13 protein-coding genes are annotated in these 12161 nt (G+C 70.1%); 8 read left to right on the top strand and 5 right to left on the bottom strand.

The window, feature by feature from the left end; translation table 11 throughout:
- The 3 genes from SHK19_RS11910 (at position 1) to SHK19_RS11900 (ending at position 2139) form a co-directional block, all read left to right on the top strand.
- On the top strand, positions 1-1281 hold the full coding sequence (locus SHK19_RS11910; protein WP_322455180.1) for a cysteine desulfurase: 1281 nt from the start codon (positions 1-3) through the stop codon (positions 1279-1281).
- Between the two features lie 2 nt (positions 1282-1283).
- A complete protein-coding gene (sufU, locus tag SHK19_RS11905; protein WP_322455599.1) occupies positions 1284-1742 on the top strand; it encodes a Fe-S cluster assembly sulfur transfer protein SufU in 459 nt (152 codons plus the stop codon).
- 118 nt (positions 1743-1860) lie between these two features.
- On the top strand, positions 1861-2139 hold the full coding sequence (locus tag SHK19_RS11900; protein ID WP_405030498.1) for a metal-sulfur cluster assembly factor: 279 nt from the start codon (positions 1861-1863) through the stop codon (positions 2137-2139).
- Between the two features lie 87 nt (positions 2140-2226).
- Here SHK19_RS11900 and SHK19_RS11895 read toward each other — a convergent pair whose 3' ends face one another.
- Entirely contained in the window at positions 2227-2739 is a 513-nt protein-coding gene (locus SHK19_RS11895) for an SRPBCC family protein (protein ID WP_322455178.1), read from the bottom strand.
- Between the two features lie 43 nt (positions 2740-2782).
- On the opposite strand from SHK19_RS11895, the gene SHK19_RS11890 reads away from it, so the two are divergent.
- Positions 2783-3391: an acVLRF1 family peptidyl-tRNA hydrolase gene (locus SHK19_RS11890; protein ID WP_322936336.1), complete on the top strand. Its 609-nt coding sequence runs from the start codon at positions 2783-2785 to the stop codon at positions 3389-3391.
- Positions 3392-3548: 157 nt separating this feature from the next.
- Here SHK19_RS11890 and SHK19_RS11885 read toward each other — a convergent pair whose 3' ends face one another.
- Genes SHK19_RS11885 through SHK19_RS11875 form a run of 3 tightly spaced genes read right to left on the bottom strand, consistent with a single transcriptional unit; the run spans position 3549 to position 5495 of the window.
- Positions 3549-4262: a flavodoxin family protein gene (locus SHK19_RS11885; RefSeq protein WP_322455176.1), complete on the bottom strand. Its 714-nt coding sequence runs from the start codon at positions 4260-4262 to the stop codon at positions 3549-3551.
- Positions 4263-4270: 8 nt separating this feature from the next.
- Complete coding sequence (locus SHK19_RS11880; RefSeq protein WP_322455175.1) at positions 4271-5008, bottom strand: hypothetical protein; 738 nt, start codon at positions 5006-5008, stop codon at positions 4271-4273.
- Between the two features lie 28 nt (positions 5009-5036).
- Positions 5037-5495 (bottom strand): GNAT family N-acetyltransferase, encoded by a 459-nt coding sequence (locus SHK19_RS11875; protein ID WP_322455174.1) that lies wholly within the window; start codon positions 5493-5495, stop codon positions 5037-5039.
- A gap of 85 nt (positions 5496-5580) precedes the next feature.
- Between SHK19_RS11875 and SHK19_RS11870 the strand changes: the two genes are divergently transcribed.
- From SHK19_RS11870 to SHK19_RS11860, 3 genes are all read left to right on the top strand, one after another.
- Positions 5581-6480, top strand: a complete 900-nt coding sequence (locus SHK19_RS11870; RefSeq protein WP_322936335.1) for a phosphotransferase — start codon at positions 5581-5583, stop codon at positions 6478-6480.
- Between the two features lie 20 nt (positions 6481-6500).
- Positions 6501-7436: an exonuclease/endonuclease/phosphatase family protein gene (locus tag SHK19_RS11865; RefSeq protein WP_322455172.1), complete on the top strand. Its 936-nt coding sequence runs from the start codon at positions 6501-6503 to the stop codon at positions 7434-7436.
- Between the two features lie 73 nt (positions 7437-7509).
- On the top strand, positions 7510-9324 hold the full coding sequence (locus SHK19_RS11860; protein WP_322936334.1) for a CehA/McbA family metallohydrolase domain-containing protein: 1815 nt from the start codon (positions 7510-7512) through the stop codon (positions 9322-9324).
- Positions 9325-9458: 134 nt separating this feature from the next.
- Here the strand turns inward: SHK19_RS11860 and ypfJ are convergent, their stop codons facing one another.
- Positions 9459-10418, bottom strand: a complete 960-nt coding sequence (ypfJ, locus tag SHK19_RS11855) for a KPN_02809 family neutral zinc metallopeptidase (protein ID WP_322455170.1) — start codon at positions 10416-10418, stop codon at positions 9459-9461.
- A 67-nt stretch (positions 10419-10485) separates the two neighbouring features.
- Between ypfJ and SHK19_RS11850 the strand changes: the two genes are divergently transcribed.
- Complete coding sequence (locus tag SHK19_RS11850) at positions 10486-12084, top strand: ABC-F family ATP-binding cassette domain-containing protein (protein ID WP_322455169.1); 1599 nt, start codon at positions 10486-10488, stop codon at positions 12082-12084.
- Positions 12085-12161 lie beyond the last annotated feature (77 nt).

Raw genomic sequence — 12161 nt, 5'->3', positions numbered from 1 at the left:
ATGAATGCGTCCAATCCCGTGGGGCTGCTCCCGGAGCTCGAGGTGGTCCGCAAGGACTTCCCGATACTCGAGCGCGTGCTCGCGGGCGGACGACCGCTGGTCTACCTCGACAGCGCCAACACCTCGCAGAAGCCGCAGGTGGTGATCGATGCGATGGTCGATCACCTGGAGCGGCACAACGCCAACATCGCGCGCGCGATGCACCAGCTCGGTGCGGAGGCGACGGTGGCGTTCGAGGATGCGCGCGACAAGGTGGCCGCGTTCATCGGCGCCCCCGAGCGCGCGGAGGTCGTCTTCACCAAGAACGCCTCCGAGGCACTCAACCTCGCCGCCAACACGCTTGCCTGGGCCGGCGAGAGGCAGGTGCGGGCCGGTGACGAGGTCGTCATCACCGAGATGGAGCACCACTCCAACATCGTGCCGTGGCAGCTGCTCACCCAGCGCACCGGCGCGACGCTGCGCTGGTTCGGCATCACCGAGGACGGTCAGCTCGACCTGACGCAGGTCGACGACCTGATCACCGAACGCACCAAGGTCGTCTCGCTGACGTGGGTGTCCAACATGCTCGGCACGATCAACCCGGTCGCCGAGATCACCCGGCGCGCGCACGAGGTCGGTGCGCTCGTCGTGGTCGACGCCTCCCAGGCCGCGCCCCAGCTGCCGATCGACCTTGCTGCGATGTCGGACGACGAGCGACCGGACCTGATCGCGTTCACGGGCCACAAGACGGTCGGTCCGACGGGGATCGGCGTCCTGTGGGGCCGGCGGGCGGTGCTCGACCAGCTGCCGCCGTTCCTCGGTGGTGGCGAGATGATCGAGACCGTCACGATGGCGAGCTCGACGTACGCCCCGATCCCGCACAAGTTCGAGGCCGGCACGCCGCCGATCGTCGAAGCAGTCGGACTCGGTGCAGCCGTCGACTACCTGAGCCACCTCGGGATGGACGCCGTGCACGCGCACGAGCAGGCGATCACCGGTTATGCGCTCGCCGGGCTGGCCACGGTGCCCGGGCTCACGATCCTCGGGCCCAACGACGCGACCCTGCGCGGTGGCGCGATCGCGTTCGAGCTCGACGGCGTCCACCCGCACGACATCGCGCAGGTGCTCGACTCGCGCGGCGTCGCCGTACGAGCCGGCCACCACTGCGCCAAGCCCGCGCACGCGCGGTTCGGGGTCCAGAGCTCGACCCGGATGTCGTCGTACCTCTACACGACGCCGGCCGAGATCGACGCGCTCGTCGACGGCCTGGAATACACCCGCTCGTACTTCAAGTTGGGTTGATGATGACTGCACAGAACCTGGATGTCCTGTATCAGGAGATCATCCTCGACCACTACAAGAACCCGCATGGGAAGGGCCTCCGCGAGCCGCACGAGGCCGAGGTCCACCACGTCAACCCGACCTGCGGCGACGAGGTGACCCTGCGGGTGCACCTGACCGACGGCGTGGTCGAGGACGTGTCGTACGACGCGCTCGGCTGCTCGATCTCGCAGGCGTCGGCCTCGGTGCTCTACGACCTTGTGGTCGGCAAGAGCGTCAATGACGCGATGGCCGTGCACGAGGAGTTCCTGACCCTCATGCAGGGCAAGGGCGAGGTCGAGCCCGACGAGGACGTGCTCGAGGACGGGATCGCCTTCGCCGGCGTCGCGAAGTTCCCGGCTCGCATTAAGTGTGCTCTGCTGTCGTGGATGGCCTGGAAGGACGCCACGCTGCAGTCGACGAAGGGAAGCAGCAATGACTGACCAGATCCAGCAGCAGGGCCAGGTCGACCACGGCGACCTGCCCGAGGTCCCCGAGGCTGGTCCGACGGCCGGGGCCGCCGGCACCTCGACCACGACCGTCGAGGACGTCACCGAGGCGATGAAGGACGTCGTCGACCCCGAGCTCGGGATCAACGTCGTCGACCTCGGCCTCGTCTACGACGTCCACCTCGACGAGGAGTCGAACGTCGTGCTCGACATGACGCTCACCTCGGCGGCGTGCCCGCTGACCGACGTCATCACCGACCAGACCGAGAGCGCCCTCGAGGGCATCGTCGGCGACGTCGCGATCAACTGGGTCTGGATGCCGCCGTGGGGCCCGGACAAGATCACCCCCGACGGCCGCGAGCAGCTGCGCGCGCTGGGATTTAATGTCTGAGGTGGCTACGCCAGCCGAAGAGGTTGAGCAGGCGCGCCGCCGCGAGGGACGAGCGTCGGCGACCGCCGTGTCGAAACCCGGTGACGGTCACACCGCCTCGCGGACGCCGTACTTCTCGTCGGTGTAGCGCCGCAGCTTCTTGAGGAACCACCGGAAGGTCAGGTTCATGACCGGCTTCCCGAGCGGCATGAAGTAGCGCGACGGACCCGCGACGTCGAGAGCGAGGGTCCAGGTGAGGCGGCAGCCCGCCGGCCTCCGCTCGACGTCGTACCGCTCGGCGAACGCGCGCACCGTCTTCTCCGACGAGGCGTTGAACCGGAAGGCCATCCGGGTCGGGGGCTCCCAGAGCAGGAACTCCTCGTCACCGACCAGGCCACCGCGCATGCCGACCACTCGCGTCGTGCCGACGCCGCGCGGAGGCGGGCTGGTCCAGGTCACCTTCGTGATCACCTTCGCCCAGTGTGGCCAGGCATCGGCGTCCTCGAACACCTCGAACAGCTGCTCCGGGGTGATCGCGAGGTCGACGCTGTTGGCGTAGCGGTAGCGCGCGGTGTCGACGAAGTCGACGTCGACCAGCTGGCACTCGTGCATCGTCGGCATGCGACGAGACTAGAACACGTTCTCGTCGGTAGCGTCGGGTCTCGTGACCCGGATCCTCGTCCCGCGCGACCGCGTGCCGCGATGGGTGGAGAACTTTGTCGTCCGCCACGGAGCGGCCGCGCTCGCCGTGGCGGCCGGCGCGCTCCGCGGTGCCGCTGCGGACGAGTCCACGTTCGCCGCCCGCCTGCCGTTCGAGCGCGCGTACGACGGCCCGGCCGACGTGGACGCCTTCGTCGCCGCTGCCGCACCGCCGGAGTCCTGGGCGGTGCTGCTGGTCCGCAAGGGCGGGTTCGCGGTGGCGCGGATGGCGGGGGACCAAGTGGTCGAGTCGAAGGTGGGCCAGCGGCACGTCCAGGGCCGGACCAAGGCGGGCGGGCAGTCGCAGCAGCGGTTCGCCCGCCGCCGCGACAACCAGGCGCGCGAGGCGTACGCCGCCGCGGCCGACCACGCCGCACGGATCCTCGCCGGCCACCGCGGCCCGCTGGTCACCGGCGGGGACCGCTCGGCAGTGGACGCCGTGCTGGCCGACGCTCGCCTGGTCGAGTTCGCCGTCGTCGGACCGTGGCTCGACGTACCCGACCCGAGGCGAGCCGTGCTCGACTCCGCGGTCGTCGACGCCCAGGCCGTGGTGGTCGACGTCGAGAACGCTTAGGGCACGTCTCCTTATCCCGCGCCTGCTACGCGAAGTTTCCGCCTCGATCTGGCTGCGTTGGCGTCGCTCGATGGGCGGACGAGCACGACTTCGCTCCGCCGCCTTGCCAGATCGGCCGGAAACGCCGCTCGCGACGCCGCCGGATAACGAGACGTGCCTAGCTCCGGTACTCCGGGTTCTCGTAGTCGAACCGGGTGCCTGCGTCCCACTCGGTGCGCTGGTTGCCGTAGCCCGGCACGCCGCCGGCGTCCTTGAGCATCTTCGCGAGGTGCATCAGGTTCCAGGTCATGAAGGTGGTGTTGCGGTTGGTGAAGTCGTTCTCCGGCCCCCCGCTCCCCGGGTCGAGGTACGAAGGACCGGGGCCGGCCTCGCCGATCCAGCCGGCGTCGGCGTTGGGCGGGATCGTGTAGCCGATGTGCTGCAGCGAGTAGAGGACGTTCTGCGCGCAGTGCTTGATGCCGTCCTCGTTGCCGGTGATCAGGCAGCCGGCCACCCGGCCGTAGAAGAGGTACTGGCCCTTGTCGTTCAGCTCGCCGCTGAGCGCGTAGAGGCGCTCGATGACCTGCTTCGTCACGGAGGAGTTGTCACCCAGCCAGATGGGGCCGGCAATGACGAGGATGTCGCTCTCGAGGATCTGCGGGTAGATGTCCGGCCAGGCGTCGGTCTCCCAGCCGTGCTCACGCATGTCGGGGTAGACGCCGGTGGCGATGGGGTGGTCGACCGCCCGGATCACCTCGACGGTGACGCCGTGCTTGAACATGATCGCCGCGCTCGCGTCGACCAGACCCTCGGTGTGGCTCGGCTCCGGGCTGCGTTTCAGCGTGCAATTGACGTACGTCGCTCGCAGCCCGCTGAAGTCCCAGTCGGTCATGGCCTGCCCTAGTTCGAGAGTGCCTTGGCCCAGGCGGTCGCGGCGACTTCGACCGGGTTGGGCAGGGCCGAGGTGTCGGTGCCGGGAGCGGACGCGAACTGCGTGGCGACGATGACCCGGCCGGCGAGGCTTGCGACCAGCACGCCGTCGAAGCTCTCGGAGGAGACACCCCACGCGGTGCTGGTGCCGAGCCCGCTCTGGTTCACCTGGCTCGTGACGTCCTCCGGGGCACTGATCGTGATCGTCTCACCGTCCAGCGTGCCCTCGCTGCAGGCGAGGCCGTCGGAGGCGACGGTGAACGCCTCGGTCGCTTCTGCCTCCGTCGCGTAGATCACGATCTCCTCCTGCATCGCGGCGTTGCCGTCGACGTGGTCGATCTGGGTGCCACTGCTGATCTGCGACGGCACCACCTCCTCGACCGGCGGCGAGGACGGGTCGCACAGCGGCGGGGAGTTCTCGTCGGAGTAGGTGCCGGCCACGAACCCCGGACCCACCTCCTCCGGCGTGAGCAGCGCCGCGTCCACCTGTTCCTGTGTGATGTCGCCCGTCGGGTCCATCGGGGTCACGTCCGTCTCGGCGGTCGTCGAGGCATCGGTCGGCGCCGAGGTGGTCTCGGACGGCGCCTCCGTGACCGTCTCTGTCACCGGATCGTCGGAGGAGTCGGAGTCGTCGCCTCCGTCGCCGCAGGCGGTCAACAGGGAGAGTGCAAGGACGGTCGCGACGGCGGCGGTGCGAGACGTGCGCATGAGCCGGAACGCTACTGGATCCGAGACCTCACGGGAGCGGTCTTGAGAAGAACGCGCTGTGCGGATCCGGGACGTACGTCGCGAACGGGCCGCACTCCTCGAAGCCCCGCGACCGGTAGAGCGCACGGGCCGGAGCGAAGAAGTCCTGGGTGCCCGTCTCCAGGCTGAGCCTGATGTAGCCCCGCTGGCGGGCGACCGCGAGCACGTGGTCGAGCAGCCGGCTGGCGACGCCCAGGCGGCGGGCCGCGGGCGCCGTACGCATCGACTTGATCTCGGCGTGCCCGGGGTCGAGCTCCTTGAGCGCCGCGCATCCGAGCAGGACGCCGTCGTCCCGCAACGTCCAGAACGACAGCCCCGGTCCGACCAGAGCCTTCGGATCGAGGGCGTGGACGCTCTCGGGCGGCGATGTCGCCCGCATGTCGGCGAGGTGCCCCTCGAGCAGGGCCACGACGTCCGGCCGGAGCGGGTCGTCGACCGAGATCTGCATCCGCCCATTGTCTCTGCCGCCGCGCCCGAGCCGTTCGCGGGTCGGTTCGGCGTCCGCGGGCGGGACATCGGCTAGCGTCCGTGGCATGTGGCAGCCGGAGCCCGACTGGGTGGTGCTTCCCGGTGGCTCCGGGACGTCAACCGTCGGAGTGTGGCGTACGGCGCTCGCGGGTCGGCCGGTCGTCATCAAGCGGCTCGCCGCGCCCCGACCCGGCGACCCGGCAGCAGTCAGCGAGCCGGGCCACATCGGCTACTGGCGGCGCGAGGCGGACGTCATCGTCACCGGGCTCACCGAGGCGACGCCCGGCCTGCGCAGCACGACCGCGTCGGTGGAGGAGGATCCGGAGGGCATCACCATCGTCCGGGACTGGGTCGAGGACGCCTCGTCCAGCGGCCTGTTCCTCGCTCTGTGCATGGGTCGGTTCGCCGCCGCCGACCTGCCGCGGCCACGGTTCCTCGCTCGCAACCTGATGCGCGACCGGATCGACCGCGTCGCCCGCCGCGGCGGTTGGCCCACGCTCGACCGGACCACCGTCGCCGACGTCGCCGACCACCTCTGGCGGCACCGCGGCGCGATGCTCGACCTGCTCGACGGACTCCCGCAGGTGCCGCAGCACGGCGACCCGACTGCCCGCAACCTGCCCGGGCGGTACGGCGACGACGCGATCGGCATCGACTGGGGCACGGTCGGCACCGGCCCGGTCGGAGGCGACCTCGGCTACCTCTCGCTCTCGGCGCGGGAGGGGTTCGAGCCGTTGTTGGACGCCTACCTGTTGGGCATCCCGGACGCCAACCGCGACCAGGTGGTGCTCGGGGCGCAGATCGTCGCCGTCTACACCGCGCTCAGTCGCGCCGAGTGGGCGCTCGCCCGGGCAGCGACGGGGGAGGGCGCGCTGGCTTCGAAGTACCGACACCCCGCCGTCGCCCCGCACCTGCGCACGCTGCAGCGGCAGTTCCCCCACATGGAAGCGCTCCTGCAGCTGTGAACCGCGCTGAGCCCGCGACCGTGACGCGTCGAGTCGTCTCCCTGCTGCTGGTCGTCGCCACGTTGGCGGCGTGCTCGGCGGCCGACAGCGACGACGACGGCGATCCGGCCGAGCTCCCGCGGTCCGCCGCGGTCACCCGGCTCCCGGGCCGGGTCGTCGACACCCTCGGGGTGGCGTCGTTCAACGTCTACCGCCACCTGCCGCGCGACGAGGCGATGGCGGACGCGCTGCGGCTGATCGGTGACCGGCAGGTCGACGTCATCGGGTGGCAGGAGACGAGAGCGGACTACTTCCCGGCCGTGCGGCGGCGGCTGGCCCGCCAGGGTTGGGACACCTGGCAGCTGTGGGAGCCGAACGGGCCGTTCTGGCTGGCGGTCTCGTGGCGGCGTGACCAGTTCGAGCTGGTCGACGGGTCGTGGACGGAGGTGCACGGGGGCGCGGGCAAGCAGCAGACCGACCTGCCGTTCCCGCCGCGGGGCTACGTCGTCGTCACCCTGCGGCACCGGGGGAGCGGCCGGCTGCTGACCGTCGTCGACACCCACCTCAACCAGGGCATCGAGACCGGCGACGGGTTCCAGGACACGGCGAACGCGGACCGCGCGAAGGAGCACCTGCGCGAGCTCGCCGACGTCTGGGACGCGGTGCCCGGCGACATCGTCGTCGGCACCGGCGACTTCAACTTCGACTTCTACGACGACTACCGAGCGCGCCCCGACGGCGGGGTCTGGGACACGCAGCACGAGCACGCCGCGTCGTCGTACGAGATCCTCGGGCTCGACGGCGTCGAGCCGACGCGCGGCTCACGCTGGATCGACTACGTGTGGATCGCCGACCGGACGCTGCGGCTGAGGGCGAAGGACCCTGGATCCGGTCAGTACGTCGGGCATCGGTCGCTCGACGGCTACCACTCCGACCACCGGCCGCTGGTGGCGCGGATCCGCTGGTACGAGCGGTGACACGCGCGGCTTCACGCCTCGGTGTCGTCCCTGACGACCGTCGAGAGCCACCACCTCACTGTCGGGAGAAATCGTGAAGAAGGACAGCAAGGTCTCAAGACGCGGACTGCTCGGTGCCGGACTGAGTGCGGGGGCGACCGCGGCCCTGGGCGGCCCGAAGGTGGCGACCGCCGCACCGTCCGCCGCTCGCGCAGGTGGGTACGACGCGGTCAGCATGGCGATGCACATCCACTCCTGCTTCAGCGAGGGCGGGAGCAACGTTTCGGGTGGCGGCGGCGCGAGCATGATGGCCCAGCTGGAGGCCGCCCGGAGCGCCGGCGTTGACGTCGTGTGGTGGACCGACCATGACTGGCGGATGCAGGCTTACGGCTACTACGACGGTATCGCCTTCGACGGCACCGCCGAGGACGGTGGGCTCCAGTGGATCGTCCAGAACGAGGGGACGGTGACGGGCGCGACGTACGCCTTCGTCAGCGAGCCGCGCAGCCCTGACGAGCCCGGCCGGGCGCTCCGGGTAACCGCCGGCGGGACCGGTCCCGGGTGGTCTGGGTCCTACCTCTTCGGGAAGGGTGGGAATGCCTTCTACTCGACGAACATCTCCGACACCACCATCACTGTCGACGTGCTCGCGGAAACGGTCGGGACCGACGCTGCCCTGGTCGTGCAGGTGGAGACGTCCTACCGACCGGCGACGGGTGGCCGTCCGGCCGGTGTCTACACGCTGGACTACCGCGTGGGATCCGAACCGGGCCGACGCCTCGACGGGCCACTGGTCGGCGTGGTCGAGGTCGCTCCCGAGGACGGGTGGCAGACGCTGACGCTGCGGATGATCGATGACGTGCGGGCGTTCTGGCCGGACCTGGTCGCGGAGGACTCGGGTCTGGCCAGGCTGCGGTTCGGGGTGCATGCCCGCAACGGTGCTGTCGGGTCCGGGGTTTTCGACCACCTCGTCTTCCACCGCACTCGCGACCAGCTCGAGTGGCCGGTTCGGACCCAGCGGGACCTGATGCGCCGACTCGCCCCGGCGTACCCGGAGATCACCCAGGTCCTCGGCGCCGAGCTGTCGATGATCCGGCACCTCAATGTCTTCATGGAGGACTTCGAGTTGTACACCTACCCGCCCACCGGAAAAGCCCCTGTGCGCGACAACTCCGTTGCAGAAGCGAAGAAGGCCATCCGGTGGTACCACGACCGCGGCGCCCTGGTGCAGTACAACCACCCGCCCACGAAGCCCCACGAGCTGGTGCGGACCAGAGCCCTCGGAGCCGACCTCATGGAGGTGGCGAACGCCCAGGGAGACCTCGTCATCACCCGGAACCGGATGGGGCTCTTCGACGTCGCGGCCCGCAACGCGATCTTCCTGACCGCGACGAGCCAGATCGATGACCACGAGGGACGCAACTGGGCCGAGAAGCCGCACCTGTTCCTCACTTCCGTCTGGGCGAGGTCGACTGGCACGCGCGACCTGCTGGCGTCGCTTGCGGCAGGCAGGGCCTGGTGCCATCAGCAGGCCCGGTGGCCGGGCGGCCGCCTCGACCTTCGCGCGGGCGGACGTTCCGTCATGGGACAGGTGCTGCGCACCCGGGCTCGGCGGGTCAGGGTCAACGTCCGTGCCGAAGCCCTCCCACCCGGCTCCACCGTCCGGATGATCCTGGGAGCCTGCGACAGGACCGGGGCGACGGTCCCCTTGATCAAGACCGTGACCATGCCTGCGGCCGCTTTCGCGAACGGGCCCGTGCGGATCAACGTGGCCCGACGGCAAGGGCGTTACGTCCGAGTCGAGGTCCACGACGCCGACGGGGTCCTGCTCGGCTACGGGAACCCGTTCTGGGTGCTCAACCGGCGAGCCCGGGTAGCTGTGCCGCGCGCACGACGCCTGGACGACTAGGCCTGGTCTCGCTAGCTCCCGGCGAGATTCAGGTCATCAACGCGTCGTGCGAGCCGAAGTGAGCCGGCCGGACAAGCGAGCCGCCACCCACCGCCAAACACGGCAAGCTGCGGATGACGAGCTTGTGGCCGAGCTCAGCCCTCGCCGAGGACCTCGGCCTCCGACGCCGCGAACGTGTCGCACTGGTCGAGCGAGCCGTTCTCGTAGCCGATCGTGAACCAGTGGCGGCGCTGGGCCGACGAGCCGTGGGTCCACGACTCCTCGGTCACCTGGCCCTGTGTCTTCTTCTGGATGTAGTCGTCGCCGACGGCGGACGCCGCCTCGAGCGCGAGGTCGATGTCCTCTTGCGAGAGGTCCTCGATCAGCACCTCGCCTGCCTCGTCCTCGGTCGTCGTGGCGTGGTGCGCCCACATGCCGGCGTAGCAGTCCGCCTGCAGCTCGAGCCGCACGCCGGGCGAGGTCGGGCCAGTCTCCTGGGTGCGGACCTGACCCATGAATCCCAGCAGGTTCGAGATGTGGTGCCCGTACTCGTGGGCGAGGACGTAGAACTCGACGAATCCGCCGTCGGGACCGCCGAGCTGGCGCTCGAGCACCTGGTCGAAGAACGTGGTGTCGAGGTAGATCGAGTCGTCCGCCGGGCAGTAGAACGGGCCCACCGTGGAGTCGGCACCGCCGCAGCCGGTGCTGACGGAACCCTCGAACGTCGTCAGGGTCTCGATCGCCCTGAACTGCTCGCCGAGCTCAGAGTCCCAGTAGTCGGTCAGGGAATTCTCGATCGCCACCCGAGCACAGTCGTGGTCCTCGTTGGCGTCCTCGCCGGTCTCGCAGTGGTCGTACCGGCCGCTGTCCTGGGCATCGCTCAGGCGGGACGTGCTGTAGTCGGCGCCGCCGAAAGGGTTGAGGCTGACACCCGTGCACTGGGTCAGCACCACCAGCACGATCACCAGGATGATGCCGCCGATGCCGCCTCCGCCCGCGACGCCGCCCGGGATCGGAAGGCGCATGCCGGTGCCGCCGCCGAGGCCGCCGCCACCGCCGCGCACATCGCGGACGCGAGACCTGTCGAGCCGAGCCTTCGGATTGAATCGCACCACACGAGCACCCTAGAGGAACGTCCCGTTTGGGCCGGCCCGCCCGCCCCGTGGGAGACTGAGCCACGTCATGATCACGGTTCACCAGCTCGAGGTCAGAGCCGGTGCTCGGCTCCTGATGGAGGACGTCACCTTCCGTGTGGCAGCCGGTGACAAGGTCGGTCTGGTCGGCCGCAACGGCGCCGGCAAGACCACGCTGACCAAGATCCTCGCCGGCGAGGCGCTGCCCGCTGACGGCTCGGTGACGGCGACCGGCCCGGTCGGCTACCTGCCGCAGGACCCGCGCTCCGGCGACCCCGACCAGCTGGCCCGCGAGCGGATCCTGTCCGCGCGTGGCCTCGACGACGTCGTACGACGGCTGCGGGCGGCCGAGGTCGAGATGGGCAGCGACCAGCCGGCCGTGCGGGAGCGGGCGATGCGGCGCTACGAGCGCGCCGACGCCGACCTGCACGCGGGCGGCGGCTACGCCGCCGAGTCGGAGGCGGCGACGATCGCGCACAGCCTCGGGATCACCGACCGGCTGCTCGGGCAGCAGCTCAAGACCCTGTCCGGCGGCCAGCGGCGCCGCGTCGAGCTGGCCCGGATCCTGTTCTCCGATGCGGAGACGCTGCTCCTCGACGAGCCCACCAACCACCTCGACGCCGACTCGATCGTCTGGCTGCGCGACTTCCTCAAGGCATTCACCGGCGGACTGGTCGTGATCAGCCACGACACCGACCTGCTCGAGACGACGGTCAACCGGGTGCTGCACCTCGACGCCAACCGGGCCGTCATCGACACCTACAACATGGGCTGGAAGGCATACCTCCAGCAGCGCGAGACCGACGAGAAGCGGCGCAAGCGCGAGCGGACCAACGCCGAGGCGAAGGCGAAGACGCTCACCGACCAGGCCAACAAGATGCGGGCGAAGGCCACCAAGGCGCAGGCCGCGCAGTCGATGCTCAAGCGGGCCGAGCGGATGCTCGCCGGCGTCGAGGCCGAACGGCAGTCCGACAAGGTCGCCCGGATCGCGTTCCCGAAGCCGGCGCCGTGCGGCAGGACACCGCTCACCGCCGCCGAGCTCTCGAAGTCCTACGGGTCCCTCGAGGTGTTCACCGACGTCGACCTCGCGATCGACAAGGGCTCCCGCGTCGTCATCCTCGGCCTCAACGGTGCCGGCAAGACCACGCTCCTGCGGATCCTCGCCGGGCTCGACCAACCCGACACCGGCGCCGTGGTGCCCGGCCACGGTCTCAAGCTCGGCTACTACGCCCAGGAGCACGAGACGCTCGACGTCGGTCGCACGGTGCTCGAGAACATGCAGTCGGCGGCGCCGCAGCTCACCGACACCGAGGCCCGGTCGGTGCTCGGGTCGTTCCTCTTCTCCGGCGAGGACGCCTACAAACCGGCCGGCGTGCTGTCCGGCGGCGAGAAGACGCGCCTCGCGCTCGCCAGCCTGGTCGTCTCGGCGGCGAACGTCCTGCTGCTGGACGAGCCGACCAACAACCTCGACCCCGCCTCCCGCGAGGAGGTGCTGGCCGCGATCCGCTCCTACGAGGGCGCGATCGTACTGGTCACCCACGACGAGGGCGCCGTGCACGCCCTCGAGCCGGACCGCGTGCTGATCCTCCCCGACGGCGTCGAAGACCTCTGGAACGTCGACTACGCCGACCTGGTCGCACTCGCCTGAGGTCTCGATTCACCCGGTTACGCGACCGACACGATCGCTGGTCGAGTAGCCCGAGCCGCTAGGCGAGGGCGTATCGA

This window comes from Nocardioides bizhenqiangii (assembly GCF_034661235.1).
GTDB classification, from domain to species: Bacteria; Actinomycetota; Actinomycetes; order Propionibacteriales; family Nocardioidaceae; genus Nocardioides; species Nocardioides bizhenqiangii.
The sequence above is the reverse complement of the archived record's forward strand: the minus strand, read 5'-3'. Positions and strand labels throughout refer to the sequence as shown.

Excerpts from the sequence above, each read along its gene's own strand:
- SHK19_RS11870 (WP_322936335.1), top strand. The coding sequence starts at position 5,581 with ATGTGGCAGCCGGAGCCCGACTGGGTGGTGCTTCCCGGTGGCTCCGGG.
- sufU (WP_322455599.1), top strand. The coding sequence starts at position 1,284 with ATGACTGCACAGAACCTGGATGTCCTGTATCAGGAGATCATCCTCGAC.
- SHK19_RS11850 (WP_322455169.1), top strand. The coding sequence starts at position 10,486 with ATGATCACGGTTCACCAGCTCGAGGTCAGAGCCGGTGCTCGGCTCCTG.
- SHK19_RS11885 (WP_322455176.1), bottom strand. The coding sequence starts at position 4,262 with ATGACCGACTGGGACTTCAGCGGGCTGCGAGCGACGTACGTCAATTGC.
- SHK19_RS11895 (WP_322455178.1), bottom strand. The coding sequence starts at position 2,739 with ATGCCGACGATGCACGAGTGCCAGCTGGTCGACGTCGACTTCGTCGAC.
- SHK19_RS11880 (WP_322455175.1), bottom strand. The coding sequence starts at position 5,008 with ATGCGCACGTCTCGCACCGCCGCCGTCGCGACCGTCCTTGCACTCTCC.
- SHK19_RS11900 (WP_405030498.1), top strand. The coding sequence starts at position 1,861 with ATGAAGGACGTCGTCGACCCCGAGCTCGGGATCAACGTCGTCGACCTC.
- SHK19_RS11875 (WP_322455174.1), bottom strand. The coding sequence starts at position 5,495 with ATGCAGATCTCGGTCGACGACCCGCTCCGGCCGGACGTCGTGGCCCTG.
- SHK19_RS11910 (WP_322455180.1), top strand. The coding sequence starts at position 1 with ATGAATGCGTCCAATCCCGTGGGGCTGCTCCCGGAGCTCGAGGTGGTC.